Annotated in this window: 29 protein-coding genes; 9 read left to right on the forward strand and 20 right to left on the reverse strand. The window is 68.0% G+C overall.

Features of this window, described 5'->3' with window-relative positions; translation table 11 throughout:
- Positions 1–768 (reverse strand): class II aldolase/adducin family protein, encoded by a 768-nt coding sequence (locus VAR608DRAFT_RS25890; protein ID WP_088956675.1) that lies wholly within the window; start codon positions 766–768, stop codon positions 1–3.
- A gap of 22 nt (positions 769–790) precedes the next feature.
- Positions 791–1384 carry an HD domain-containing protein gene (locus VAR608DRAFT_RS25895; RefSeq protein WP_088956676.1) on the reverse strand — a complete coding sequence of 198 codons (594 nt, stop codon included), beginning with the start codon at positions 1382–1384 and terminating at the stop codon, positions 791–793.
- A 100-nt stretch (positions 1385–1484) separates the two neighbouring features.
- Here VAR608DRAFT_RS25895 and VAR608DRAFT_RS25900 point away from each other — a divergent pair, with 100 nt between their 5' ends.
- Positions 1485–2207, forward strand: a complete 723-nt coding sequence (locus VAR608DRAFT_RS25900; protein ID WP_088956677.1) for a Crp/Fnr family transcriptional regulator — start codon at positions 1485–1487, stop codon at positions 2205–2207.
- 95 nt (positions 2208–2302) lie between these two features.
- Here the strand turns inward: VAR608DRAFT_RS25900 and VAR608DRAFT_RS25905 are convergent, their stop codons facing one another.
- A complete protein-coding gene (locus tag VAR608DRAFT_RS25905; RefSeq protein WP_088956678.1) occupies positions 2303–3496 on the reverse strand; it encodes an ABC transporter substrate-binding protein in 1194 nt (397 codons plus the stop codon).
- Positions 3497–3727: 231 nt separating this feature from the next.
- Here VAR608DRAFT_RS25905 and VAR608DRAFT_RS25910 point away from each other — a divergent pair, with 231 nt between their 5' ends.
- The gene (locus tag VAR608DRAFT_RS25910; RefSeq protein ID WP_088956679.1) at positions 3728–4171 is read left to right on the forward strand and encodes a hypothetical protein; all 444 of its coding nucleotides are present in this window, start codon (positions 3728–3730) and stop codon (positions 4169–4171) included.
- A 24-nt stretch (positions 4172–4195) separates the two neighbouring features.
- Here VAR608DRAFT_RS25910 and trmB read toward each other — a convergent pair whose 3' ends face one another.
- From trmB to VAR608DRAFT_RS25930, 4 genes are all read right to left on the reverse strand, one after another.
- Complete coding sequence (gene trmB / locus VAR608DRAFT_RS25915) at positions 4196–4969, reverse strand: tRNA (guanosine(46)-N7)-methyltransferase TrmB (protein WP_088956680.1); 774 nt, start codon at positions 4967–4969, stop codon at positions 4196–4198.
- On the reverse strand, positions 4939–5853 hold the full coding sequence (gene gluQRS, locus VAR608DRAFT_RS25920) for a tRNA glutamyl-Q(34) synthetase GluQRS (RefSeq protein ID WP_088956681.1): 915 nt from the start codon (positions 5851–5853) through the stop codon (positions 4939–4941). Before gluQRS ends, trmB begins: the two co-directional genes overlap by 31 nt.
- Positions 5854–5870: 17 nt before the next feature.
- A complete protein-coding gene (locus VAR608DRAFT_RS25925; RefSeq protein ID WP_088956682.1) occupies positions 5871–6941 on the reverse strand; it encodes an NAD(P)/FAD-dependent oxidoreductase in 1071 nt (356 codons plus the stop codon).
- A 345-nt stretch (positions 6942–7286) separates the two neighbouring features.
- Positions 7287–8240, reverse strand: coding sequence for a LysR family transcriptional regulator (locus VAR608DRAFT_RS25930; RefSeq protein ID WP_088956683.1), 954 nt, complete (start codon positions 8238–8240; stop codon positions 7287–7289).
- Positions 8241–8385: 145 nt separating this feature from the next.
- Between VAR608DRAFT_RS25930 and VAR608DRAFT_RS25935 the strand changes: the two genes are divergently transcribed.
- The 4 genes from VAR608DRAFT_RS25935 (at position 8386) to VAR608DRAFT_RS25950 (ending at position 11129) form a co-directional block, all read left to right on the forward strand.
- Positions 8386–9087 (forward strand): pirin family protein, encoded by a 702-nt coding sequence (locus VAR608DRAFT_RS25935; RefSeq protein WP_088956684.1) that lies wholly within the window; start codon positions 8386–8388, stop codon positions 9085–9087.
- A 48-nt stretch (positions 9088–9135) separates the two neighbouring features.
- On the forward strand, positions 9136–9579 hold the full coding sequence (locus VAR608DRAFT_RS25940; RefSeq protein ID WP_088956685.1) for a DoxX family protein: 444 nt from the start codon (positions 9136–9138) through the stop codon (positions 9577–9579).
- Positions 9580–9668: 89 nt separating this feature from the next.
- Positions 9669–10214 (forward strand): flavodoxin family protein, encoded by a 546-nt coding sequence (locus VAR608DRAFT_RS25945; RefSeq protein WP_088956686.1) that lies wholly within the window; start codon positions 9669–9671, stop codon positions 10212–10214.
- 24 nt (positions 10215–10238) lie between these two features.
- On the forward strand, positions 10239–11129 hold the full coding sequence (locus VAR608DRAFT_RS25950) for a pirin family protein (RefSeq protein ID WP_088956687.1): 891 nt from the start codon (positions 10239–10241) through the stop codon (positions 11127–11129).
- A 104-nt stretch (positions 11130–11233) separates the two neighbouring features.
- Here the strand turns inward: VAR608DRAFT_RS25950 and VAR608DRAFT_RS25955 are convergent, their stop codons facing one another.
- Complete coding sequence (locus VAR608DRAFT_RS25955) at positions 11234–12019, reverse strand: sulfurtransferase (protein ID WP_088956688.1); 786 nt, start codon at positions 12017–12019, stop codon at positions 11234–11236.
- Positions 12020–12114: 95 nt separating this feature from the next.
- On the opposite strand from VAR608DRAFT_RS25955, the gene dnaE reads away from it, so the two are divergent.
- The 3 genes from dnaE to VAR608DRAFT_RS25970 are packed head-to-tail and all read left to right on the forward strand — an operon-like array spanning position 12115 to position 16774.
- The gene (dnaE, locus tag VAR608DRAFT_RS25960) at positions 12115–15615 is read left to right on the forward strand and encodes a DNA polymerase III subunit alpha (protein ID WP_088956689.1); all 3501 of its coding nucleotides are present in this window, start codon (positions 12115–12117) and stop codon (positions 15613–15615) included.
- Between the two features lie 11 nt (positions 15616–15626).
- Positions 15627–16208, forward strand: coding sequence for a phosphatase PAP2 family protein (locus VAR608DRAFT_RS25965; RefSeq protein ID WP_088956690.1), 582 nt, complete (start codon positions 15627–15629; stop codon positions 16206–16208).
- Positions 16209–16210: 2 nt separating this feature from the next.
- Entirely contained in the window at positions 16211–16774 is a 564-nt protein-coding gene (locus VAR608DRAFT_RS25970; protein WP_088958980.1) for a YbhB/YbcL family Raf kinase inhibitor-like protein, read from the forward strand.
- 25 nt (positions 16775–16799) lie between these two features.
- On the opposite strand, the gene tolA is transcribed toward VAR608DRAFT_RS25970, so the two are convergent.
- From tolA to VAR608DRAFT_RS26030, 12 genes are all read right to left on the reverse strand, one after another.
- On the reverse strand, positions 16800–17792 hold the full coding sequence (gene tolA / locus VAR608DRAFT_RS25975) for a cell envelope integrity protein TolA (protein ID WP_088956691.1): 993 nt from the start codon (positions 17790–17792) through the stop codon (positions 16800–16802).
- A 3-nt stretch (positions 17793–17795) separates the two neighbouring features.
- Positions 17796–18233, reverse strand: coding sequence for an ExbD/TolR family protein (locus VAR608DRAFT_RS25980; protein ID WP_088956692.1), 438 nt, complete (start codon positions 18231–18233; stop codon positions 17796–17798).
- A gap of 16 nt (positions 18234–18249) precedes the next feature.
- Positions 18250–18963 carry a protein TolQ gene (gene tolQ / locus VAR608DRAFT_RS25985; RefSeq protein ID WP_088956693.1) on the reverse strand — a complete coding sequence of 238 codons (714 nt, stop codon included), beginning with the start codon at positions 18961–18963 and terminating at the stop codon, positions 18250–18252.
- Positions 18960–19421: a tol-pal system-associated acyl-CoA thioesterase gene (ybgC, locus tag VAR608DRAFT_RS25990; protein ID WP_088956694.1), complete on the reverse strand. Its 462-nt coding sequence runs from the start codon at positions 19419–19421 to the stop codon at positions 18960–18962. The genes tolQ and ybgC overlap by 4 nt, the downstream gene beginning before the upstream one ends.
- Positions 19418–20617, reverse strand: coding sequence for a pyridoxal phosphate-dependent aminotransferase (locus VAR608DRAFT_RS25995; protein ID WP_088956695.1), 1200 nt, complete (start codon positions 20615–20617; stop codon positions 19418–19420). The genes ybgC and VAR608DRAFT_RS25995 overlap by 4 nt, the downstream gene beginning before the upstream one ends.
- Complete coding sequence (nusB, locus tag VAR608DRAFT_RS26000) at positions 20617–21150, reverse strand: transcription antitermination factor NusB (protein ID WP_088956696.1); 534 nt, start codon at positions 21148–21150, stop codon at positions 20617–20619. Before nusB ends, VAR608DRAFT_RS25995 begins: the two co-directional genes overlap by 1 nt.
- Positions 21147–21611: a 6,7-dimethyl-8-ribityllumazine synthase gene (gene ribH, locus VAR608DRAFT_RS26005; RefSeq protein ID WP_088956697.1), complete on the reverse strand. Its 465-nt coding sequence runs from the start codon at positions 21609–21611 to the stop codon at positions 21147–21149. Before ribH ends, nusB begins: the two co-directional genes overlap by 4 nt.
- Before the next feature lie 29 nt (positions 21612–21640).
- Positions 21641–22801: a bifunctional 3,4-dihydroxy-2-butanone-4-phosphate synthase/GTP cyclohydrolase II gene (gene ribBA, locus VAR608DRAFT_RS26010; RefSeq protein WP_088956698.1), complete on the reverse strand. Its 1161-nt coding sequence runs from the start codon at positions 22799–22801 to the stop codon at positions 21641–21643.
- Complete coding sequence (locus tag VAR608DRAFT_RS26015) at positions 22798–23451, reverse strand: riboflavin synthase (protein WP_088956699.1); 654 nt, start codon at positions 23449–23451, stop codon at positions 22798–22800. The genes ribBA and VAR608DRAFT_RS26015 overlap by 4 nt, the downstream gene beginning before the upstream one ends.
- A 43-nt stretch (positions 23452–23494) precedes the next feature.
- Positions 23495–24610 (reverse strand): bifunctional diaminohydroxyphosphoribosylaminopyrimidine deaminase/5-amino-6-(5-phosphoribosylamino)uracil reductase RibD, encoded by a 1116-nt coding sequence (ribD, locus tag VAR608DRAFT_RS26020; RefSeq protein ID WP_443082891.1) that lies wholly within the window; start codon positions 24608–24610, stop codon positions 23495–23497.
- Between the two features lie 149 nt (positions 24611–24759).
- Positions 24760–25311, reverse strand: coding sequence for a GspH/FimT family pseudopilin (locus VAR608DRAFT_RS26025; protein ID WP_172843899.1), 552 nt, complete (start codon positions 25309–25311; stop codon positions 24760–24762).
- Between the two features lie 14 nt (positions 25312–25325).
- The gene (locus VAR608DRAFT_RS26030) at positions 25326–25745 is read right to left on the reverse strand and encodes a type IV pilin protein (protein ID WP_088958981.1); all 420 of its coding nucleotides are present in this window, start codon (positions 25743–25745) and stop codon (positions 25326–25328) included.
- Positions 25746–25748: the final 3 nt, after the last annotated feature.

A 25748-nucleotide genomic window follows, 5' to 3' on the forward strand; every position in this document is an offset into this window, starting at 1 on the left:
TCAGCTCTTGTACGACGGATCGACCCGATCCAGCTTGCGGATCAGCGCCGGCCACACGAAAACGCCGCCCAGGCCACCCGTCTGCACCTTCATCGCCTGGCCCACGCCGTCGACGATGCGCGGGTCCACCTGCGTGAGTTCGCCGCCGCCGGCCTGCGCGGCAATCTGGATCTGGCAGGTGCTCTCGAAGAAGTACATCGCGAGGAAGGCATCGGCGATGGTCTTGCCCACTGTCAACAGGCCGTGGTTGCGCAGCATCAGGAAATTGGCCTCGCCCATGTCGTCCTGCAGGCGCGGCTTCTCGTCCTCGCGGAAGGCCACGCCCTCGTAGTCGTGGTAGGCGAGCGATGCCAGCACGAAGGTGGATTGCTGGCTGATCGGCAGCACGCCGTTCTTCTGCGCGCTCACGGCAATGCCGGCGCGCGTGTGGGTGTGCAGCACGCACTGGATGTCCTCGCGCGCCTCGTGCACCGCGCTGTGGATCACGAAGCCGGCCGGGTTGACCGGGTAGGGCGAGTCGATGATCTTGTTGCAGCTCTTGTCGACCTTGATCAGGCTCGACGCCGTGATCTCGTCGAACATCAGCCCATACGGATTGATGAGGAAGTGGTGCTCGGGGCCCGGCACGCGCGCGCTGATGTGGGTGAAGACGAGGTCGCTCCAGCCGTGGAGCGCGACCAGCCGGTAGCAGGCGGCAAGGTCGACGCGCAGCTGCCATTCTTCGGCGCTGACGAGTTTCTGGACTTCGCTGGGGGCGGTGGCGTTCATCGGGGTCTCCTGGTGAAGGGGTTCAGGCGGCGGCCTGTTCGGATTTCAAGGCGGACTTGTAGAGGCTCTCTCGCGGCTGCGCCATCACACGTCGCAGCATCGGCTCGAATTCGCTGATCGGCAAGGTCTTCGCCTTCGGGTCGAAGGCGGGGTTGTCGTAGAGCTCGCAGAACTCGGCGGTGCGCTCGAAGTTCGGATGGCTGCGGAAGTTCTCGCGCAGGTCGCGATCGAGCCCGATGTGATGGAAGAAGTAGTGGCCCTGGAAGATGCCGTGGTGCTGCACCATCCAGTGGTTTTCCTCGGCGACGAAGGGCTTCACGATCGCCGCGGCGATGTCCGGATGGTTGAAGCTGCCGAGCGTGTCGCCGATGTCGTGCAGCAGCGCGCACACCACGTACTCCTCGTCGCGGCCGTCGCGCAGCGCCCGCGTCGCGGTCTGCAGCGAATGCGCATAGCGGTCGATCGGGAAGCCGCCGTAGTCGCCTTCGAGGAGCTGCAGGTGCTTGACCACGCGATCGGGCAGGTTGGCGGCGAAGTGCATGAACTCGCCGCCGATCAGTTTCCAGTCTTCGCGCGTGCTGTCCTGCATGCGGTTGAAGTTCGCTCTCGCGTTCATGGTCTCGTCTTTCTTCGTGGAAAAGTGCGGCCCACTGTAGACCCGCGCTTGACGCTCAACTGTCAAGAATTTGACAATGCGGCGCCCAGACAAACCCCGAATGCCGCCGCCGTCCAGACCCCGCATTTCCGCCGCGCACCGCAGCGCGCTGGAAGCCAATCCCTGGTTCGCCTCGATCGGCCGCGCGCAGCGCGAAGCCCTGCTCGGCGCGGCCGAGCTGATCCACGTGCGGCGCGGCGCGATGGTCTTCAGGCAGGGCGATCCGGTGCATGTGGCCGGCACCGGCTTCTACGGGCTCGCCGGCGGGACCATCAAGATCTCGACCTTGCGGCAGGACGGGCGCGAGGCGATCCTCGCGGTGCTCGAACCCGGCAACTGGTTCGGCGAGATCAGCCTCATCGACGGATCGCCGCGCACCCACGACGCCACTGCCCTGTCGGCGCTCGACCTGCTGGTCGTGCCCTACGAGGCCTTCGCGCGGCAGATGCAGGACGCCGCTTTCGCGCGCGCGATCGCCGCCTTGCTGGCGGCGCGCGTGCGCGGGCTCTACGGCCTGATGGAAGACGCCACCTTGCGCGGCCTGCGTGCCCGCGTGGCGCGGCGGCTGATGTCGCTCGCGCGCGGCGACGTCACGCAGTCGCCGGCGCTGCGCCGCACCGTGTCGCTGCCGCAGGAGGCGCTCGCGATGATGCTCGGCGTGACGCGGCAGACGCTGTCGAAGGAACTCAACGCGATGGCCGAGGAGGGCGTGATCGCCCTCGGCTACGGGCGCATCGAGCTATTGTCGATCGACGCACTGCAGCAGCTCGGCAGCACTGCATGACCGGGGGCACCCGCGGAACCGGCTTTGCCGGGCCGCAGGGGTGCGCCCCCTTGAGGGGGTGCAGAGCCACACGAAGTGGGCGAGGCTGGGGGTGATCAACGAAGTACCCGGCCGTCCTTGGCGATGCTGATGAGATCGATGCTGCGCCCGGGATCGCGCAGCCCCGGCCGCAGGTTGATGCGGAAGCCCCCGACGTCGTAGTCGCTCATGCCGGCCATCACCTTCTGCAAGGTCGCGGGCGTGAAGCCCTTGCCCGCGCGGCGCACCGCTTCGCCGGCGGCCTTGGCGGCGATGAAGCCTTCGAGGCCTTCGTAGGACGCGGTCTGGTCGGAGTTGTCCACCGCGGCGAGGTACTCCTTGACGATCGGGATCGCCGACGAGCGCGGCGAAGGCACTACCTGCGAGATCACCATGCCGCCCACGTCCTTGCCGAGCGTGGCGTAGAGCGGGTCGATGCCCACGATCGAGAAGGTCATCAGCGTGCCGAAATAGCCGCTCTTGCGCAGCTTGCGCACCACGTTGGAAGTCGTGCCCGACAGCGACACCAGCACGATGGCCTGCGGCGACTGCTTCAGCACGCCGGCGATCGCCGCATCGGCCTTGTCGCCGCCCTCCGGCACCATCGCGGTGGCGACGAGCGGCGCGATCTTGAGTTCGTCGATCGCCTGCTGGACCGCCGCGAGACCTGCGCGGCCCATGGCGTCGTCGTCGCCGATGAGCGCGATGCGCGTCTGCCCGACGGCCGCGCACTGGCGCAGGATCTTGATCGCCTCGTCCGCCATGCTGGGGCGCACGTGGAAGACATTCGGGTAGTTCGCGCTGCGCAGGTTGTCGGCGGCGGCGAAGGGCGCGAACAGCATCGAGCCCTGCTGCGCCGCGATCGTGGCGCCGGCTTCGCTGCTGGCGGTGCCGACGAAGCCGAACAGCATGTCGGCCTTGTCCGTGCCCAGCAGCTTGCGCGCATTGGCGGTGGCGCGTGCGGCGTCGTAGCCGTCGTCGAGCTGCAGCAGCTTGAGCTGGATGCCGCTCGCCGCGCTGGATTCGTTGAACTGGTCGGCATAGAGCTTGGCACCCGCCGCGAACGCGAGGCCGATCTCGCTGGCCGCGCCGGTCAGCGGCACGGATTGCCCGAGGACCACGGTACGCGGCGCGGCTGCAGCGGTTGCGGCCTGCGCACGGCCGGGGCTGGCCGTTTGCGCATGGGCCGGTCGGCCCGCGTGGATCGCGGCGCCGCCGAGCAACAGCGTGGCGCCGGCCTTGCCCATCCAACTCCTGCGCGTCAGTTCCATCGCTTCACCTTTTGTTGCAATCGACAAAAAAATGTAGCAATTCGTTGGGCGCAAACAAAGGGATTAGTTCACGGGACTGACACGCGTTCGGCCTGACTGTGGTGGTTCGGGTCGTTGTAGGGATCCAAAAATGTTAACTTTTGCATCAAGCGTGTGGCATTTTTCACAGGGGCAACCGGGCCCGCCCTGTCACCATTCCCGGCGTACCGGAAATCACCGCCGGCGAATCAAATGAAGTCCAAGTCCATCGATCTCGCCCTGCTCGAAAACGCACTCCTGGCCATCGAAAAAGTGCTTGCACATGCCGACAGCGAACTCTGTGGAGGGCCGTATTTCGGACTGGCGATCGACCTGCCGCTGGAGGCCGAGGGCGGCGCTTGCGCATCGGAGGCCGAGCGCTTTCGCGGCAGCGCGGCGCAGTCGGCGGTCAACATCTGCCTGAGCGCGGCTGCTGCACTGGTCGACGTGAGCAAGGCGCTGATGCGCGCACCGGGCGACCGGTCACCGGAGGACCTCGAGCTCGAGTGGCAGGCGCTGATCACCCATACCAAGATCGCGAGCCGTTCCGCGCACCGGGCGGCGCTGATCCTGGCGCAGCAGGAGGATGCCTTGTCCGCGCGGGGCATCGATGGGGTGCCGGCGAGCGAAGTGCGCTCGCTCTCGTTCGCACACTGAGCCGCCTGCGGGCGGCGGGCGCGTTCAGGCGCGCTCGAACACCAGGTCCCACACGCCGTGGCCCAGCTTGAGGCCACGGTTCTCGAACTTCGTCAGCGGACGGTAGGGCGGCTTGGGTGCGTAGCCTTGCGCCGTGTTGCGCAGCAGGGGCTCCTGCGAGAGCACTTCGAGCATCTGCTCGGCGTAAGGCTGCCAGTCGGTGGCGCAATGCAGATAGCCGCCGGGCGCGAGCCGGTCCGCCAGCTTGCGCACCAAAGGCCCCTGGATCAGCCGCCGCTTGTTGTGCCGCTTCTTGTGCCATGGGTCGGGGAAGAACACATGCACGCCCGCGAGCGTCGCCGCCGGCAGCATGTGGTCGAGCACGTCGACCGCGTCGTGCGCGCAGATGCGGATGTTCTTGAGGTTCTGTTCGCCGACGCGCTTGAGCAGCGCGCCGACGCCGGGCTCGTGCACTTCGCAGCAGAGGAAATTCTTTTCGGGCAGGAGCGCCGCGATGTGCGCCGTGGCTTCGCCCATGCCGAAGCCGATCTCCAGGATGGTCGGCGCCCGGCGGCCGAATGCCGATTCGAGATCGAGCGGCGCGGGGGCGTAGGGCAGCAGGAACTTCGGGCCGAACTGCTCGTAGGCGCGCGCCTGGCCTTCGGTGGTGCGGCCGGCGCGGCGCACGAAGCTCTTGAGGCGCCGATGCAGCGGATGCGCTTCGCCGCTGGGTTTGTCGTCCGGGGTGTCTTCCGGCGGGTCGTGGGGGATGTCGTCGATGGTGCTGATCACGGGCGCGAATTGTAGAGATCGCGCCATCGCGGAACCCACTGTGCGAGCGCTTCCGCGGCCGAGCCGGCGGCCGTGGGGCCGAGCCCGAGCACCAGCGCGGCGGCGTCGAGCGCAGCGACCGCCTCGGCGGGCGTCCCCGTGCGCAGCGGCGTCGCGCCGTTCTGCTTCGAGAGCTTGTCGCCGTCCGGGCCGAGCACCAGCGGCGTGTGGAGGTAGCGGGGCGTCGTCAGACCGAGCGCGCGCTGCAGCATGATCTGCCGCGCGGTGTTGTCCGCCAGGTCTTCGCCGCGAACCACGTCCGTCACGCCTTGCTCGGCATCGTCGACCACCACGGCGAGCTGGTAGGCCCACGGGCCGTCCGCGCGCTTGAGCACGAAGTCGCCGACTTCGCGCGCCACGTCCTGCTGCTGATTGCCGAGGCGGCGGTCATGCCAATGCACCAGAGGCTCGGCCGCCGCTTGCTGGAAACTCGTCGCGGCAAATCGCCAGGCGCGCGGGGCCTTGCCGTGCAGGCCGTCGCGGCAGGTGCCGGGATAGACCCGCTCGCCGTGCCGCGTGTGCGGGGCGCCCAGCCGCGCCAGCGCTTCGTCGATGTCCTTGCGGGAGCAGCCGCAGGGGTAGGCGAGCCCGGTGGCCTTCAGTTTCTCCAGCGCCAGTTCGTAGCGATGCGTGCGCTCTGTCTGCCAGACCGGCGCTTCGTCCGGCACCAGCGCGCAGGCGGCGAGCTGCGACAGGATCAGCTCGCCCACGCCCGGCAGGCAGCGCTCGGTATCGGCGTCTTCGATCCGCACCAGCCAGCGCGCCGCCGGGCCTCGTGCCCGTACGTCGAGCCAGCTGGCCAGCGCGGCCACCAGTGAACCGGCATGAAGCGGCCCGGTCGGCGAGGGGGCGAAGCGGCCGATCGGCGTCATGCCGTCCCGGGGCAGCGTCAGAGGGCCTTGAGCGCCAGCGTGAGGCCCGACAGAAAGGCATCCTCGACGCGGTGCCCGGTGCACCAGTCGCCGGCGACGCCGATGCGCGCCTCGGCGTCCCACAGATGCTCTGCGCCGGCCGGCACCTGCGTCTGCGCCTCGGGCCAGCAGCGGGCCTGCGAGTGCGAAGGCGCGGCACGGATGCCGGTGATCTCGGAGAAGGCGCGAAGCAGCTTGGCCTCGACGCGCGGGCGGTCGTCGCGCAGATGCTCCAGCGACCATGCCGGGCTGGCCTGCACCGTCCAGCGTTCGATGCGGTCGCGGCCGGGCTTGGACGATTCGCGCGCCAGCCAGGCCACGCGGTGGTGCGTGCTGCGCGCCACGTTCCATTGCGGGCCGAGGTGCGACATCGTCGGCTGGTTGGCCTGCGGGAAGGCGATCATCAGCGTCCAGCACGGTGCGATGCGCACCGCCTCGACCTTCTTGCTGATCGCGCGCGAAAGCCGGCCGTTGTCGAGCAATTCGCGCGTGCGGGCCGGCGGGACGGCGAGCAGCACCGCATCGAAGCCCGAATAGACATGCTGCGAATCGTCGTCGCCGGCCGTGCGCAATTGCCAGCGCTTTGCATCGAGCGCGTCGGGCTCGATGCGCGTCACGTTCGTCCGCGGGACGAGGGCATCACCGAGCGGCGCCGCCCATTGCTTGACGAGGGCATCCATGCCGGGCTGGGCGACCCAGTGCTGTTCGAGGCCCGGGAGCGCCGCTTCGGCGACGCGGCCATGGGCGTCGAGCACGCGCACCAGGTTCGCGCTCCAGGGCTTGCAGATGCCCGGTGCGGTCTCGATCGCCTGGGTGAAGCGCGGGTCGCGCACGGTGAAGTACTGCGCGCCGCTGTCGAAACGCCCGAACGGCGTCGACACGCTGGCCATGCGCCCACCGGCGCTGGCTTCGCGCTCGAACACGGTGGCGCGATGCCCGGCCTGGATCAGCGTGCGGGCGCAGGCCACGCCGGCGATGCCCGCCCCGACCACCGCAAAGTGGCGGGACGGGGTGGGTCGGTGGCGGTCGGCTGGGGGTCGAAGGATCATGTCGGACGTCTCGCTGGTTGGTTGTCGAATGGCTGAAAGCGACTCTAACCGTTGCCGCTCAGTTCAGAACCGAAACGATGCTCGGTGCCCAGGCCGGGGCACCCGCGGAACCGGCTTTGCCGGGCCGCTGGGGAGGCCTTGCAGGCCGCGCCGGGCCAGCGGCCCGGCCCTTCGCCGGCCACAAAAGGTCCACCGGGCCTTTTGTGTGCGGGCTCAGCCCCCTTGAGGGGCTGAGGGCCGCGGCTCCAAGCCTGCCTGCGCAGGCTTGGACGTGCCCGAAGAGCAGCCGCCTCTGGCGGCCGCCCGGAGGCGGCTACACGAAGTGAGCAAGCAACGGGGGTGGGTCTATCTGCCGCGGTGACGTTCGAGCAAGGCACGGCGGCTGCCCTCGTGCTCGAACTGCTCGAGCCACCACTTGAGCGCGCGCCCCGGATTGCCCGCGCTGCGGTCACGCCAGGCGACGTGCATGGTCGCGATCGGCTGCACGCGCTGCGTCTGCCGCTCGACCAGGTGCCCGGCCTCGATGTAGGGCCGCGCCATCGGCTCGGGAAGGAAACCGCCGCCCAGCCCGTGCAGCTGGGCCGCCAGCTTGGCCTGCATGGTCGGCACGGTCAGCACGTCCTGCCCGCCGACCAGATTGACCGTCATGCTCGGGCCCGAGCGCGATGAATCCGCCGCCGCGACGGCACGGTGCTGCCTCAGCACCTCGTCGCTCAGCGGCTCTTCGACCCGGGCCAGCGGATGGTGCGGCGCGACCGCATAGACGAAGGCCAGCTTCCCGATCGGCCGGCTGCGGATGCCGGTGGCGGTGAAGGCGAGGCTGGCCGCGTCGAGCACCGCGCCGATCGCGAGGTCGGCTTCGCCGCTGGCCAGCGCCTCGATGGTGCCCAGCAGCGTCTCGTCGCGCAGCTTGAGGCGCGTCGGCGGGTCGAGCGCGTAGAAGGCGTTGACCAGATCGAGCAGCGGATCGCGCGCGATCACGGTGTCGACCGCGATCGTGAGCATGGGCTCCCAGCCGGTGGCGACCCGCTTGACCCGGTTGGCGACGGCATCGATCTCGCCGAGCAGGCGGGAGCCTTCGCGCAGCAGCTCGACGCCGGCCTCGGTCACGCGCGCCTGCCGGCCGCTGCGATCGAAAAGCAGGACGTCGAGCGCGTCCTCGATCAGCCGCACCCGGTAGCTCAGGGCGCTGGGCACGAGGTTGAGCGTGCGTGCCGCGGCCGCGAAGCTGCCCGTGCTCGCCACGGTCTGCAGCATCGCCAGCGCGTCGGGCGTCAGGACATCGCGGGCGGTGGGCATGGGGGCTAACCGTTCAAAAAAATTGAATGATGCCATCAAACGGCATTGCTTTTGGCAGAAGGTCCGGACCCTAAAGTTCCGGACATCCGCCGCGCACAGGGCGCGGCCTACCGAAAGCCCTTGATGGAAGGGCAGGAAGTCAACGATGTTGCAAGTCCGTAAATCCCAGGAACGCGGCTATGCCGACCACGGCTGGCTGCGCTCGTTTCACAGTTTTTCCTTTGCCGGCTACTACGACCCCGAGCACATGGGCTTCGGCAACCTGCGCGTGATCAACGAAGACCGCGTCGCCGCCGGCGCCGGCTTCGGCAAGCACGGCCACCGGGACATGGAAATCATCAGCTACGTGCTGTCCGGCGAGCTCGCGCACAAGGACAGCATGGGCAATGTCGAGTCCATTCCGCCCGGCGACGTCCAGCGCATGAGCGCCGGCCGCGGCGTGATGCACAGCGAGTTCAACCACAAGGCCGACGAGGCGACGCACTTTCTGCAAATCTGGATCGAGCCGAACGTGCGCGGCATTGCGCCGAGCTACGAGCAGAAGAGCTTTTCGGCGTCCGATAAGCGCGGCAAGCTGCGTCTGGTCGCGTCGCCGGACGGCGCTGACGGCTCGGTGCTGGTGCACGCCGATGCGAAGCTGTTCGCGGGCCTGTTCGATGGCGACGAAAAGGCCAACCTCGCGCTCGACCCGAAGCGCAAGAGCTACGTGCACCTGGTGCGCGGCGAGCTCGCCGCCAACGGCATCAAGCTCAGCAACGGAGATGCGGCCCTGATCCAGGGCGAATCTCAGCTCACCCTCGAAGGCGGCAAGGACGCCGAAGTGCTGGTTTTCGACCTCGCGGCCTGAGGCGGCGAGTTTTCTTTTTCACGTTTTTTCAACCCAGGAGTCCATCCCATGACCACCACCACCGCATCCAACTACGCCGCTCCGGCCGCCACCACCGGTGCGGCGCAAGACGCGCTGGCCCTCATTGGCCGCATCCTGATCGCGGCACTCTTCATTCCGGCGGGCTTCGGCAAGCTGATGGGTTTCGCCGGCACGGTGGGCTACATCGCCTCGGCCGGCCTGCCGCTGCCGCAACTCGGCGCGGTGATCGCGATCGTCGTCGAACTCGGTCTCGGCATCCTGCTCTTGGTCGGCTTCAAGTCGCGCCTGGCGGCGATCGCCATCGCGGTGTTCACCGTGGCTGCCGCGGTGTTCTTCCACAACTACTGGGGCATGCCCGCCGAGAAGGCGTACGTGAACCAGCTGATGTTCTTCAAGAACATCGCGATCGCTGGTGGCCTGCTCGCCATCGCGGCGTTCGGCGCCGGCCGCTTCAGCATCGATCGCAAGTAACTCTGAGCCTCGGCCACCCGAGCGGACCGGCGCTGCCGGTCCGCTTTGTTTCTGGCATAAGCTCTGCCGCTTGATCGCAAGGAGGGCTGATGGCCGAGATCGTTGTTGTTTTTCATTCGGGCTACGGCCACACGCAGCGCGTGGCGCAGGCCGTGGCCGATGGCGCGGGCGCGCACCTGCTGGCGATCGATGCCGACGGCAACCTGCCGGCCCACGGCTGGGACCTGCTCGCGGGCGCCGACGCCATCATCCTCGGTGCCCCGACCTACATGGGCGGGCCGAGCTGGCAGTTCAAGAAGTTCGCCGACGCCTCCTCCAAGGTCTGGTACACCCAGGGCTGGAAGAACAAGTTCTTCGCCGGTTTCACCAACAGCAGCGCGATGAACGGCGACAAGGACGCCACGCTGACCTACCTCTGGCACTTCGCGATGCAGCACGGCGGGCTCTGGATCAGCCTCGGCATCATGCCGGCCAACGACAAGGCGGCGAAGCGCGACTCGATCAACTATGTCGGCGGCTACAACGGGCTGCTCACCACGTCACCCACGGATGCCAGCCCGGCCGAGATGGCGAAAGGCGACTTCGAAACCGCCATCGCATTTGGCGAGCGCGTCGCTGCGGTGCTACAAAACTGACCAGATCCAGACCGGAACACCACGATGACCGAAACGCTCCAGCTTCGACCCCATGACAAGGATTTGGGAGGCGGCTTCAACGTCCGCCGCCTGCTGCCGGCTGCCAGCCGCCGTTCGGTGGGGCCTTTCGTCTTTTTCGATCATTTCGGGCCGGCGACGGAGCAGCCGGGCAACCAGCACGACGTGCGGCCGCATCCGCACATCGGCCTGGCGACGGTGACCTATCTGTTCGAGGGCGCGATGATGCATCGCGACAGCCTCGGGAGCAGGCAGGAAATCCTCCCCGGTGCGATCAACTGGATGACCGCCGGCCGCGGCATCGTCCACTCGGAGCGCAAGCCCGAACGCCTGCTCGAAGCCACCTACGTCAACCACGGCCTGCAGCTCTGGTGCGCGTTGCCGCAGGCGCACGAAGAGGCCGATCCCAGCTTCACGCACACCGCCGCCGAAGACATTCCGGCGCTCGAGCTGCAGGGCGTGCCGGTGCGGGTGCTGATCGGCGAAGCCTTCGGCGTGCGCTCGCCGGTGGCGACCTTCTCGAAGACGATCTACCTCGACATCGCGCTGCCCGCGGGCGCGCGATTCGAGCTGCCGGCGCTGGCGCCCGAACTGGCGGTCTATCCGGTCGACGGCGATCTGGCGCTCGACGGCGAACCGGTCGCGCAGCACACGATGGCGGTGCTGCCGGACGGGCAGGGCGGCGTGCTGACCACGCAGGATGCGGTTCGCGCCGTGGTGATCGGCGGCGAGCCGCTCGACGGTCCGCGCTTCATTACCTGGAACTTCGTCTCGAGCCGGCGCGAGCGCATCCTCGACGCCGGCGCCGACTGGGCCGCGCAGCGCATCGGCCATGTGCCCGGCGAGACCGAGTTCATTCCGCTGCCCGACCATCCAGCCTTCCGACCGGCGGGCTGAGCGAGGGACCCCGCGGAACCGGCTTCGCCGGGCCGCTGGGGTCGCTCCCGGAGAGGGGGTGCCCGAGCCACACGAAGTGGGCGAGGCTGGGGGAGAGCCGTTTTCTAGCGCTTGATCCCGATGTCCGGGTCTTCCGAGGCCCGGGCGCTGACGCCGTTGGCGCGTGCCTTGAGGTCCGGCGAGAGCGACTCGCGGCCATCGAAGACGAAGCACTCGCCGTCGTAGTGCGCGCCGCCGACCTCTTCGAAATATTTGAGGATGCCGCCGTCGAGCTGCAGCACGTTGTCCAGCCCGAGTTCGTGCATCAGGATCGCGGCCTTCTCGCAGCGGATGCCGCCGGTGCAGAAGCTCACCACGGTCTTGCCCGCGAGCTGGTCGCGGTGCTTTTGCACGGCCTTGGGAAATTCGGTGAACTTGTGGATGCGCCAGTCGATCGCGCCCTCGAAGGTGCCGTAGTCGACTTCGAAGGCATTGCGGGTGTCGAGCATCGCGACCGGCTTGCCGGCATCGTCGTGGCCCTGGTCGAGCCAGCGCTTGAGCGTGCCGGCGTCCACCCCGGGCGCACGGCCGGCGGCCGGCTGGATCGCGGGATGGTCCATGCGGATGATCTCGCGCTTGATCTTCACCAGCATGCGGCGGAACGGCTGGGTGGCGGACCAGCTTTCCTTGGCTTCGAGGTCCGCGAAGCGCGGATCCGCGCGCAGCAGCGCCAGAAAGGCGCGCACCGAATCCGGCGTGCCCGCCACGAACAGATTGATGCCTTCCGTCGCGATCAGGATGGTTCCCTTGAGGCCCAGTTCGTGGGTCCTGGCGCGAAGCATTTCGCGCAGCTCGGCGGCGTCGTCGAGCTGGACGAACTTGTAGGCCGCGATATTCAGAGTCTCTTGCACGGGGCGGGATTTTAGGCGGGCGGGCCCACGCGATACCCGATGCAATAGGGACAGCGAGATCACATCGTGAAGCCCCCGCTTCCTACAATCGACGGATGTTCGTTCACCTGCGCCTGCACACCGAGTTTTCCGTCGTCGACGGCACCAACCGCATCGATGACGTCGTCAAGGCGGCCGCCGCCGACAAACAGCCCGCACTGGCGATCACCGACCTGAACAACCTGTTCGGCGGCGTCAAGTTCTACAAGGAAGCGCGCGGCAAGGGCGTCAAGCCGGTGCTGGGCGCCGAAGTGGTCGTCGAAGGGCTGGGTTCCGACCCCGCCGCGCTCACGCGCATCGTGCTGCTGGTGCAGAACAAGGAGGGCTATCTCAACCTCTCCGAGCTGCTCGCGCGCGCCTGGACGCAGAACGTCGGCCGCGGCCAGGCGCAGGCCGCCTGCAAGCTGGCATGGCTCAAGGAATTGCAGGGCGGGCTGATCGCGCTGTCCGGCGCGCAGGCCGGGCCGCTGGGCGCGCCGCTGCTCCAGGGCCAGCACGAGCGCGCCGCCGAAGTCGCGCTGCAACTGGCCGGGATGTTCCCGCATCGCTTCTACATCGAGCTCCAGCGCGCCGGCCGGCCGGAAGACGAGCCGCACGTGATCGCCGCGGTGCAGCTCGCCGCGCGCCTGCGGCTGCCGGTGGTCGCGACGCATCCGGTGCAGTTCGCGACCGCCGAGGATTTCGAGGCCCACGAGGCGCGCGTCTGCATTTCCGAGGGCGAGATCCTCGGCAACCCGCGCCGCATCCGCAAGTTCACCCAGGAGCAGTACTTCAAGTCCTCGGCCGAGATGGAGGCGCTCTTCGCCGACGTGCCGAGCGCGATCGCCAACACCGTCGAGATCGCCAAGCGCTGCAACCTGACCTTGGTGCTCGGCAAGCCGCAGCTGCCGAACTTCCCGACGCCGAACGGCATGCCGATGGAAGAGTACTTCCGGCACGCCTCGTTCGAAGGCCTCGAAGCGCGGCTCGCGCATCTCTACCCCGACGCGGCCAGGCGCGATGCCGAGCGCCCGCGCTACGTGGAGCGGCTGGAGTTCGAGATCAACACCATCCTCAAGATGGGGTTCCCGGGCTACTTCCTGATCGTGGGCGACTTCATCAACTGGGCCAAGAACAACGGCTGCCCGGTCGGTCCGGGCCGGGGCTCGGGTGCCGGCTCGCTGGTGGCCTACGCGCTGAAGATCACCGACCTCGATCCGCTCGAATACAAGCTGCTGTTCGAGCGCTTCCTGAACCCGGAGCGGGTGTCGATGCCCGACTTCGACATCGACTTCTGCCAGGGCAACCGCGATCGCGTGATCGACTACGTGAAGGACAAGTATGGCCGCGATGCGGTGAGCCAGATCGCCACCTTCGGCACGATGGCCGCGCGCGCCGCGATCCGCGACGTGGGCCGGGTGATGGACATGAGCTACACCTTCTGCGACGGCATCAGCAAGCTGATCCCGAACAAGCCGGGCATGTCGGTCTCGCTGCAGTACCCGCCCTCGCCCAAGATCGAAGGCGACAAGAACAACTACGCGATCGAGATGGAGCCGCAACTGGCGGCGCGCATCGAAAAGGAAGAAGAGGTCCGCACCGTCGTCGAGATGGCGCAGAAGCTCGAAGGAATGACCCGCAACATCGGCATGCACGCCGGCGGGGTGCTGATCGCGCCGGGCAAGCTCACCGATTTCTGCCCGCTCTACCAGCAGCCCGGCAGCGACTCGGCAGTGAGCCAGTACGACAAGGACGACGTGGAAGCGGTCGGCCTCGTGAAGTTCGACTTTCTGGGGCTGGCGACGCTCACGATCCTGGAGATCGCGAAGGAGTTCATCGCCCGCCGCCACAAGGGGCAGGAGAACTTCGCCTTCGAGAACATCCCGCTCTCCGACGCGCCGACCTACCGGCTCTTCGCGGACGGCAAGACCGAAGCCGTGTTCCAGTTCGAATCGCGCGGCATGCAGGGCATGCTGAAGGACGCGCGGCCGACGCGGCTCGAAGACCTGATCGCGCTCAACGCGCTGTACCGGCCGGGGCCGATGGACCTGATCCCGAGCTTCGTCGCGCGCAAGCACGGGCGCGAGCCGGTCGAGTACCCGCACCCGCTGGTGGCCGACATGCTCTCCGAGACCTACGGGATCATGGTCTACCAGGAACAGGTGATGCAGACCGCGCAGATCCTGGGCGGCTACTCGCTCGGCGGCGCCGACCTGCTGCGCCGTGCGATGGGCAAGAAGAAGGCCGAGGAGATGGCCGAGCACCGCCAGATCTTCCGCAAGGGCGCGGCGCAGAACGGCATCAACGAGGCGAAGGCCGACGAGATCTTCGACCTGATGGAGAAGTTCGCGGGCTACGGCTTCAACAAGTCGCACGCGGCCGCGTACTCGCTCCTGGCCTATCACACCGGCTGGCTCAAGGTGCACTACACGGCCGAGTTCTTCTGCGCCAACATGACCGTGGAAATGGACAACACCGACAAGCTCAAGGTGCTGTTCGAGGACGCGCAGAAGAACTTCGGCATCACCTTCGAGCCGCCGGACGTGAACCGCGGCAACTACCGCTTCGAGCCGGTCAACGACAAGGTCATCCGCTACGGCCTCGGCGCGGTCAAGGGCACAGGCCAGCTCGCGGTCGAGGCGGTGGTGCGGGCGCGGGAGCAGGGCGGGCCGTTCAGGAGCCTGTTCGACTTCTGCGTGCGCGTGGACCGCCAGCGCATCAACAAGCGCACCGTCGAGGCGCTGATCAAGGCCGGCGCCTTCGATTCGCTGCAGCAGAACCGCGCCTCGCTGATCGCATCGCTCGATCGCGCCTTCGAGTTCGCGGTGGCGACCGAGGCCAATGCGGCGCAGGTCGACATCTTCGGTGACAGCGAGCACGGCTCGGCGGCGCAGGAGCCCGACCTGATCGACGCCACGCCCTGGGGCGTGAAGGAACGGCTGACCTACGAGAAGACCGCGGTCGGCTTCTACCTCTCGGGCCATCTCTTCGACGAGGTCGAGCACGAGGTGCGCCGCTTCTGCAAGCGCGCGATCGACGACCTGATCGACAGCCGCGAGCAGCAGGTGATCGCCGGCATCGTGAGCGACTTCCGCGTCATCAACGGGCAGCGCGGGCGGCTTTGCATCTTCAAGCTCGACGACAAGTCGGGCTCGATCGAGGCGACCGCCGACGAGGCGCTGTTCAACGCCAACCGCAATGTGCTCAAGGACGACGAGCTGGTGATCGTGAGCGGCCGGCTGCAACCGGCGCGCGGCGGTTTCGAGGCGCGCTTCCAGGTCATGCAGGCCTGGGACCTCGCCGCGGCGCGCTGCCGCTTCGGCAAGTACCTGCGGGTGGCGGTCAACGGCAAGGCGCCGGACATCGCGCGGCTCGTGAAGGAGTTTCCGCCGCGTGCCGAGCAGAGCGAGCACGGCGAACTGCTCCAGGGTCTGGGCGTGCGGCTGTCGATGGCCCGCAACGGTGCGCAGGTCGAGCTTCAGCTCGGCGAGCGCGCCAGGTTCTTCCCGACCGATGCCGCACTGGCGAGCTGGATGGCGCAGGCCGAGGCCGGCAAGGCGGCCGTCGTCTACGAGTAGCGGGCTTTTCGATGCTCGACGCGCTGGATAGCCAGCTCTTCCTGTTGCTGAATGCGAGCGCCGATGCCCCCCGGTGGTGGATCGGCGCGTGGTATTTCTTCGCGGTCCATGCGCACTGGGTGGCGCTCGCGCTGCTGGCGGGTTATGCGCTGCGTCGGGGGAAGCCGTCCCTGACGCCGCTGATGGCGGCGCTCCTCGCGCTGGCACTGGGCTCGGTGGCCTGCGAGCTCATCGGCCATGTCTGGAACCGGCCGCGGCCCTTCGTGCTCGGGCTGGGCTTCCAGCATCTGCCGCACGGTCCGAGTGCCTCGTTTCCGAGCAGCCATGCGACGGCCTACGGCGCCATGGCCTTCTCGTTCCTGCTCGCGGCGGGCCACCGGGCCTTCGGCTGCATCCTGCTCGTGCTTGCGGCCCTGGTGGCCGCGGCCCGCGTGGTGGTCGGGGTGCACTACCCGATGGACGTGTTCTTCGGACTCGTGCTCGGCGGCCTCGCGGCGATTGCGGCGCACTACATCGTCGCGACGGCTGGGCGGCGACATGCGACGCGCGGCGTGATCGCGCCGCAGCGAACATCCGGGAAGGAGGAGCCATGACCATGCATTCAAGGCTGCGTTCCGCTTCCCTCGCTGCGACGCTGGCCGCCTGTGCGACGCTCTCGCAAGCGGCCGGATTCGTCCTCACCAGTCCCGATATCAAGCCCGGGAGCACGCTGACGGATGCGCAGGTGTCCAACGACTTCGGCTGCACCGGCAGGAACATCTCGCCTGCGTTGAAGTGGAGCGGGGCGCCCAAGGACACCAGGAGCTTCGCGGTGTCCTTGTACGACCCCGATGCGCCCGGTTCGGGCTGGTGGCACTGGGTGGTCTACAACATCCCGGCCACGGCCAGCGAGCTCCCCGAGGGCGCCGGCGCCGCCGACGGCAAGGGCCTGCCAACGGGCAGCGTGCAGGGCCGCTCTGACTTCGGCTCGTCGGAGTTCGGTGGCGCATGCCCGCCGGTGGGGGACAAGCCGCATCGGTACATCTTCACGGTGTATGCGTTGGGGACCGACAAGCTCGACATCCCGCCGGACGCCGCCGCAGCACGGGTCGGCTCGGCGATCAACGCCAACAAGCTCGCCTCGGCGAGCTTCGCTGCGAAGTACGGCCGAGCCAAGTGATGGGGCTGGGGGCGGGATGTCGCCCTCAGCGCTTTGGTTGAAGTGCGACGGTCAATGAGGGAAATACGCGACCGTCGGTGTCACGCGGCAGCCTGTCAGTGGCTCGCAATCCACGTTCAGCAGCGTCATCCCAACCGGGAACGCCACTGGACTTACGGAGCTTAATCCCGACGATCGTGCCGTCGGGTGCCAGGCTGACATCGAATTCGACCGTTGGATTGCCACTGACTGTATCTGCGTCGGGATAGTTGACATGGGGGCGAACTGCTGCAGCAATTCGCGCCGCATAGCCGCTCGACGGCCCTGACGAGCGCGCAGCCGTGCCCGTCGAGCTTTCGCTGCCGGTGCCGGCCATCGCCTGCATGCGCTTGAGCGTTGCCGCGCGATCGGCGGCCGCCTGGGCAGCCTGCTTGGCGTCGGCTTCCTTCTTCTTCGCGGCCTCGGCCTGCTGCTTGGCCTCGGCCTGCTGCTTGGCCTCGGCTTCCTGCTTGCGCTTCTGCTCGGCGAGCTTCTTCTGCTCGTCCTTCTTGCGCTCGGCCTCTTCCTCTTCGCGCTGGCGCGCCTCGGTTTCCTTCTTCTGCTGCTCGGCCTTCTTCTGGGCCTCGAGTTTCTTCTGCTGCTCGACGCGCTGCTGCTCCAGCTCGCGTTCCTTCTGCTCCTTCTGCTTCTTCTCGCGTTCGAGCGCGATGTCGGGCTGGCGCGGCACGGGCGTCGGCTCGGGCGGCTTCACGGCCTGCGGCGGTGGGGGCGGAGGCGGTGGTGGCGGCGGGGCCGGTGTCGGGACGGGAGGGGGAGGCGTCGGCGTCGGCGGTGCGACGGCGCGCGGCGCAGCCTGCTGCACGGTCGACGACCACAGCTCGGCCTCGACGGCGTCGTTCTCGGCCTCACGACGCCAGCTCACGCCCCAGGTCAACAGGGCGATCAGCAGCGCGTGCGCGAACAGCGCCAGCAGCACGGCGCGCGGTGTGCCGCGCTGCGGCGGCGGCGCGAATTCGGGGCGTTCCGCGGCGAGCGACATGCCTTACTTCGCGCCCGTGGTCTGCACCGAGAGGCCGACCCGCTCGATGCCGCTGCGCTTGAGCTGGTTCATGGCCTTGACCACGGTCTCGTACTTGACGGACTTGTCGGCGCTGATGACCACCGGACGATCGCCGTCGCCGCCCTGCGCGGTCTTGGCCGCCGAGCCGATCTGCGTCATCGGGACCGAGCTGCCGCCGCTGCCGGTGGACGCGTCTTTCTTGATCTGCACCTCGTCATCGCTCTTGATGACGATCTCGATCGGCTTGTCGGGCTGCTTGTTGGCCTTGTCGACGCTCGGCAGGTTGATCACGCTGGGCGTGATGAGCGGCGCGGTGACCATGAAGATGATCAGCAGCACCAGCATCACGTCGATGAACGGGACCATGTTGATCTCGTTGATCGTTCGGCGGCCGCGGCCGCGGGAGGACAGGGCTGGCATGGCGTCGTGCTCCGCTTCAGCGGCCCGTGGCCGCCGCGACGGTCGCCGGATTCTGGTGGGCCGTCAGGTTGCGCTGGAGGATGTTCGAGAACTCCTCGATGAAGGTCTCGAGCGCGATCGCGATCTTGTCGATCTCGCGCGCGAAGCGGTTGTAGGCGACCACGGCCGGGATCGCGGCGAAGAGGCCGATCGCGGTGGCCACGAGTGCTTCGGCAATGCCGGGTGCGACGGTGGAAAGCGTGACCTGCGCCAGCGCGGCGAGGCCGGTGAAGGCATGCATGATCCCCCATACCGTGCCGAAGAGGCCGACGTACGGCGAGACCGAGCCCACGGTGGCGAGGAACGAGAGGTTCTGTTCGACCGCGTCGAGCTCGCGCTGGAAGCTGGCGCGCATCGCGCGCCGGGAGCCGTCGAGCAAGGTGCCGGGGTCGGACACATGGCGCTCGCGCAGCTTCTGGTATTCGCGCATGCCGGAGGCGAAGATGCGCTCCATCGGGCCGGCGAACTTCGCGTTCTGGGCGGCGGAAGAGAAGAGTTCGTTCAGGCTCGTGCCCGACCAGAAGTCGCGCTCGAAGTCTTCGTTGAGCGAGCGCGTGCGCTTGAGAGAGAAGTACTTGCGGAAGATGGCCGCCCAGCTCGCGACGGAAACGACGATGAGCAGTGCCACCACCAGTTGCACCGGGAGGCTGGCGTGCAGCAGCAGGGAGATGATCGAGAGGTCTTGATTCATGGCTTGAAAGGTTGAGACATGGAGCCGGCGTGGCGCTCGAGGGTTCCCGAAACCTGGCGGGGAATGCGCGCGGGCCGCAGTGTGTCGGCCTGGATCCAGCCGATGCGGATCGTGCCTTCGCACAGCAGCCCGGTGCCGGCTGCGGCGGCATCGGCGCCTTGCTCTGATTTTGATAGCACGCGCTGAGCGATTATCAGCGACGCGGAACCGATCTGACGCAGTTCGGCTGTAACCAGCAGTTCGTCGTCGAGGCGCGCGGGCCGGTGGTATTTGAGCTGCGTCTCGCAGACGACGAAGATGCCGCCGGTCTCCTCCCGAAGGCGCTGCTGCCCGATGCCCATCGAGCGCAGCCACTCGGTGCGGGCACGCTCCATGAACTTCAGGTAGTTGGCGTAGAACACGATGCCGCCGGCATCGGTGTCCTCCCAATAAACGCGGATCGCCAGGGAAAAACTCATGCAGTAACTGTGGCGTTCGCCCACACGCGCAGGCGGTCGATCGATTCTTCGAGATGCGCCATCGAGCTGGCCGTCGAGAAGCGCACGAAGCGCGAGGTCTCGGCCGAGCCGAAATCGCGCCCCGGCGTGACCGCGACATGCGCCTGCTTCATGGCCTCGAAGGCGAAGTCCCAGCTGCCGAAGATGCCGAGCCGCTCCGCGAAGTTCGAGCAGTCGGCCCAGGCATAGAAGGCGCCGTCGGGCACCACCGGTACGTCCAGGCCCAGCGCGTTGAGCTGCGGGATGAACCAGTCGCGGCGCGCCTTGAACTCGGCGCGACGGCGCTCGTACTCGGCGATGCTGTCGGGCTCGAAGCAGGCGAGCGCGGCGTATTGCGACACGGTGCTCGCGCAGATGAAGAGGTTCTGCGCCAGCCGCTCGACCGCCGGCACCAGCGCTTCCGGCACCACCAGCCAGCCGAGGCGCCAGCCGGTCATGTTGAAGTACTTGCTGAAGCTGTTGATGCTGATGACCTGGTCGTCGATTGCGAGCGCGGTCTGGCCGAAGCTGCTGTCGTAGGAAAGGCCGAGATAGATCTCGTCGATCAGCGTGATGCCGCCGCGCTCTGACACCACCTCGTGGATGCGGCGCAGCTCGTCGGGCGCGATCGAGGTCCCGGTCGGGTTCGAAGGCGATGCCAGCAGCACGCCGCGCGTGCGCTCGTTCCATGCCGCCTCGACCTTGGCGGCGCTGAGCTGGAAGCGCTCGGCCGCGGTCGTCGGCACCAGCACCGCGCGGCCGTCCGCTGCGGTGACGAAATGGCGGTTGCACGGGTAGCTCGGGTCCGGCAGCAGGATCTCGTCGCCGGCTTCGATCAGCGCGAGGCAGGCGAGCTGCAAGGCCGCCGAAGCGCCGGCCGTGACGACGATGCGGCGCGCCGGCACGTCGACGCCGAAGCGCTCCGCATACCAGCCGCTGATGCGCTCGCGCAGGCGGTCGAGGCCGGTCGCGTGCGTGTACTGCGTGGCGCCTGAACGAACCGCCCGGATGGCCGCTTCCTGGACCAGCGGCGGTGCGGTGAAGTCGGGCTCGCCGATGTTCAGGAAGATCATCGGCCGGTCGGTGTGCGCGACTTCGCGCGCGAGCGCGGAAGCGGCCTTGGCGACCTCCATCACGTAGAACGGCTCGATGCGCTCCGCCCTCTTGGAAATTCTCATTAGCGGGCCTTCCCGGCCGCGCGGTCGGCTTCGACTTCGGTGGCGCGCAGCTTCGGCGCGAGGCCGTTGAGGACCGCGTTCACGTACTTGTGGCCGTCGGTGCCGCCGAACTCCTTGGCCAGTTCGATGCATTCGTTGAGCACCACGCGCCACGGCACGTCGAGGCAGTTCTGGAATTCGTACACGCCGATCCACATCACGGCGTGTTCGATCGGGGAGATTTCTTCGAGCTTGCGGTCGAGCAGGGGAACGATCAGCGCATCGAGGCTTTCGGCGGATTCGATCGCGCCATGCAGCAGCGCGTCGTAGTGCGCCGCATCGGCCTTGTGGAAGCCGGCGAGGTCGCGCGTGAATTCGTCGATTGCGGTGGCGTCGTTGTGGCCCACCAGATGCTGGTAGAGCGCCTGCAGCGCGAATTCGCGCGCACGGCTGCGGGTGGATTTGGCGGACGCCTTGCGCGCGCCCGTGCTCGTGAGGCCGGTGCGCGACTGGCGCGGCTTGGCGCCTGGGGCCTTGTCGTTGTTCTCGGTCATTGGAGGGTGGCCAGCAGTCGCGCCATTTCCACCGCCACGCGCGCCGCGTCACGGCCCTTCTCGGTCTGCCGCGCGATGGCCTGCTCGAGGTTCTCGGTGGTGAGGATCGCGTTCGCGATCGGAATGCGGTAGTCGAGCGCCACGCGGCTCACGCTGGCGCCGGATTCGTTCGCGACCAGCTCGAAGTGGTAGGTCTCGCCACGGATGATGCAGCCCAGCGCGACCAGCGCGTGATAGCGGTTGCGCTCGGCCAGGCCTTGCAGTGCGACCGGCACTTCGAGCGCGCCCGGCACGCTCACGTGGTCGATGTCGGCATCGGCGACGCCGAGCGCCGTGAGCTCGTCGCGGCAGGCCTTGGCCAGCGCGTCGGTGATGTCCTCGTTGAAGCGCGCCTGCACGATGCCGATGCGCAATCCCTTGCCGTCGAGTGCGACGTCACTGCCTTTGTTCGCGTGTTGCATCAGTCAGCCTGCCCGCTCGTTGGGGTTGATCATTGTTCGTCTTTCGTGATGTAGCCGGCGATCTCGAGTCCGAAACCGGCGGCCATGCTGGGCATGCGTCGCGGCGTGCCCATGAGATTCATGCGGTGCACGCCGCATGCGCGCAGGATCTGCGCGCCGATGCCGTAGCTGCGCAGGTCCATGCGGCCGCGCTCGGGCGCTTGCGCGGGGCGCGCGGTGCCGTCGAACTGCGACAGCAGCTCCGCGCCGGTTTCGCCGCAGTTCAGCAGCACGGCAACGCCCTTGCCCTGGGTGGCGATGTGGGCGAGGCTGGCATCGAGGCTCCACGAGTGCATCGCGCGATCGAGCTCGAGCGCGTCCAGCACCGACAGCGGCTCGTGCACCCGCACGTCGACGGTGTCGCCGGCATTCCACTGGCCGCGCACCAGCGCGAGGTGCACGCCATTGCTCGGCTTGTCCTTGAAGGCGTGCGCGGTGAAGGGGCCCCACGCGGTCCGGATCTCGCGGCAACCCACTTTCTCGACCAGCGATTCGGTGCGGCTGCGGTGCTCGATCAGCGCCGCGATGGTGCCGATCTTGAGGCCGTGCTCGGCCGCGAAGAGCTGCAGATCGGGCAGGCGCGCCATCGTGCCGTCTTCGTTCATCACCTCGCAGATCACCGCAGAGGGCGAGCAGCCCGCCATCGCGGCGAAGTCGCAGCCGGCCTCGGTATGGCCGGCGCGCATCAGCACCCCGCCGTCCACCGCCTGCAACGGAAAGATGTGGCCCGGCTGCACCAGGTCGGAGGCGACCGCGTTGGGCGCGACCGCCGCCTGCACGGTACGGGCGCGATCGGCGGCCGAGATGCCGGTGGTGACACCTTCGGCGGCCTCGATGGATACGGTGAACGCCGTCGAATGCTTGGCGCCGTTGCGCGCCACCATCGGCGGCAGGTTCAGGCGCTCGCACATCTCGCGCGAGAGCGTGAGGCAGATCAGGCCGCGTGCATGCCGGGCCATGAAGTTGATGGCTTCGGGCGTGACGTGGTCGGCCGCGAGCACGATGTCGCCTTCGTTCTCGCGGTCTTCTTCGTCGACCAGGATCACCATGCGGCCGGCGCGCATGTCGGCGACGATTTCCTCGACCGATGAAATGGGCGCCGGCGCGCGGTTGCTGCGGGGCGCTCCGATCGGTGTGACGGATGCGTTCATGGGGCTTTGTCTTTCTGTGGGAGTGGAATGGCGCCGGCCTGGAGCATGCGCTCCACGTAGCGCGCCACGGTGTCGATCTCGAGGTTCACGCGGCTGCCTTGCTGGAGGCTGCCGAGCGCCGTGTTCTCCACGGTGTGGGGGATGAGGTTGATGCTGACCTCGCTGCCGTCCGCGAGGTCGGTCACGCTGTTGACGGTGAGGCTCACGCCATTGATCGTGATCGAGCCCTTGTAGGCGAGGAAGCGGGCGAGGGCAGGGGGCGCGAGCACGCGCAGCTCCCAGCTCTCGCCGACCGGTGCGAAGCGGGTGACCGTGCCGATGCCGTCGACGTGGCCCGAGACGATGTGGCCGCCCAGCCGGTCGTGGGCCCGCAACGCCTTCTCGAGATTGACCTCGGCGGCCGCGTCCGACAGGCCCGCCGTCTTGTCGAGCGATTCGGCGGAAATGTCGATGGTGAACTGCTGGCCGGGGAGGTCGAGCGAGGTGACCGTCATGCATGCGCCATTGAGCGCGATGCTGTCACCGAGCCCCACGTCGTCGAGGTAGCCGTCGGGCACCGCGATGCTGAGCCGCTTGCCGTGGGATGAAGAGCTGCCGAGGTCGTGGACGGCGGCGATGCGCCCCACGCCGGTGATGATTCCGGTGAACATCCCGCCATTTTCGCAGAGATGCGGCCGGGGATCGGGGTGAACCCTAAAACCGGTCGCGTCCCGCCACCCGCGCGACGATGCGCAGGTCCGGCCCGACCGCCTCGAACGAGCGGAATTCGAGCGCCAGGGCGTCGCCCAGCGAGGTCAGCGCACCCCCCGGGTGGGGCCGGCTTGCGATGCCGAGGCCGGCGCCGATGAACTTCGGGGCGACGTAGAGCAGCAGCTCGTCGACCAGCCCTTCGCGCATCAGCGAGCCATTGAGCTTGTGGCCGGCTTCGACGTGCAATTCGTTGACTTCGCGTGCCGCCAGGTCGCGCAGCAGCGCCGCGAGGTCCACCTTGCCGTGGGGATTGGCGATGCAGCTGACCGTGGCGCCGCGCGCCTCCAGCGCCGCGGCCTTGGCTTCGTCGCGCCCGGCGGCGTAGATCCAGACCTTGCGCTCGACCTCGAAAAGCCGCGCGGTCGGTGGCGTCTGCAGGCGGCTGTCGACGATCACGAGCGGCGGCTGTCGCGTCGATTCGACCAGCCGGACGTCGAGTCGCGGATCGTCCTCGATGACGGTGCCGACGCCGGTCAGGATCGCGCCGGCCCGCGCGCGCCAGGCGTGGCCGTCGGCGCGCGCGGCTTCGGAGGTGATCCATTGGCTCGTGCCGTTCTCGAGCGCGGTCTTGCCGTCGAGCGAGGCCGCCGCCTTGAGCCGGACCCACGGCGTCTTGCGGATCATGCGGCTGAAGAAACCGATGTTGAGCTCGCGCGATTCGGCGGCGAGTGGCCCGACCTCGACTTCGATGCCTGCGGCGCGCAGGCGCTCGAAGCCCTGGCCGGCGACGAGCGGATTGGGGTCGGCGATGGAGGCCACGACCTTGCGGATGCCGGCGGCGATCAGGGCGTCGCAGCAGGGGCCGGTGCGGCCGTGGTGGGAGCAGGGTTCGAGGGTGACGTAGGCGGTGGCGCCGGCGACTACAACGCCGCGAGCCGATGCATCCCGCAGCGCCATGATCTCCGCGTGCGGGCCGCCCGCCTGCTGCGTGTGACCTGCGCCCAGCACCCTGCCGTCGGCCGACGTGATCACGCAACCGACGGCGGGGTTTGGCGCAGCGATCGCGTTTGCCTCGTGAGCCAGCGAAATCGCCAGGCGCACCGCTTCATCGGAGGACACGCGGGTGGGAATTCGATTGGCGTGAGTCAGAGCGAGCTTTCGATGATTTCCGCGCGAGGAGGATGCGCCCGAGGGCTCGGCGCGGGATTGCATTCAAGAGAACACGAGTGTAGTTGCGGCCCGCGCGCTTGTCCCATGCCCCGAGGGCGTCAGCAGCCGCCCGCGCCGTGGACGGTCCTGAGCCGCCCACCCGAGTTGACGCACAGGGTCATGTGCGCTTCGTTGCCGCCGTCCTTGACCGGCTCGAGCCGGAAGCTGAACGCGTTCACGGTCTCGTTGAAGCGGCCCCATCGATTGATCTTGAGGTAGCTCGATGGATTGGGGATGACGATCGTGACCTTCACCCTGCTCGTGGGTGGCGATGTCTGGATCAGCTCTTCCCCCGCATCGTGCACGCCATTGGCATTGGTGTCGGCGAACACGATCCATCCGCAACTCCAATCGGTGGGGCCGGTCGTTGGGCATTGGGTTGACGAAGCCTTCCGCAATGTGACGTTGCCCGCGCGCCGGATGGCCTCGGTCCGGGCGAAATAGATGGCGGCCTTGAGTGACTCGCTCGCGTGCCGGACGCGGTACTGGTCGAAGAACCGGGCCAGGTTCGGCGCCGCGATGACCGCAAGGATCGCAACGATGCCCATGGCGGCCGCAAGCTCGATGGCGGTGAAGCCGGCGAAATGCCGCCGTCGAACGAAGGGGGCCATGGAAGACACGCCAGTCAGCGGTTCCAGCATTCCGCGATCAGTTCGGGTGCCGTCGGGGAGGTGAGGCTGCGCTCACCGGACTGGTTGAGCGCGAAGCTGCCGCATTTGTCGCCGGCCTGCGCATTCTTCGGTTGGGCCTCGAGGCTGTAGGCGTGGGCACTGGTCGATACCAGCACGATGTCGTAGCTATCCGATGGGACGGTCTGCAGCGAGCCGGGGAAATCCGTCAATTCCGTCAGGTAGTGACCCCTTGCCGTCGCCACGCGCTCGAGCCATTGCGCCGCCTGGAGCAGGGCCGCGCGCGCTTCGGCGCGGCGGCCTCGTCGCATGTACTCCTGATAGCTCGGCAATGCGATGGCCGCCAGAATGGCGACGACCATGACGACGATCATGACTTCGATCAGGGTGAAGCCGCGTTGACTGGGTTTGCTCATGGT

The organism is Variovorax sp. HW608 (assembly GCF_900090195.1).
Taxonomy (GTDB): Bacteria; Pseudomonadota; Gammaproteobacteria; order Burkholderiales; family Burkholderiaceae_C; genus Variovorax.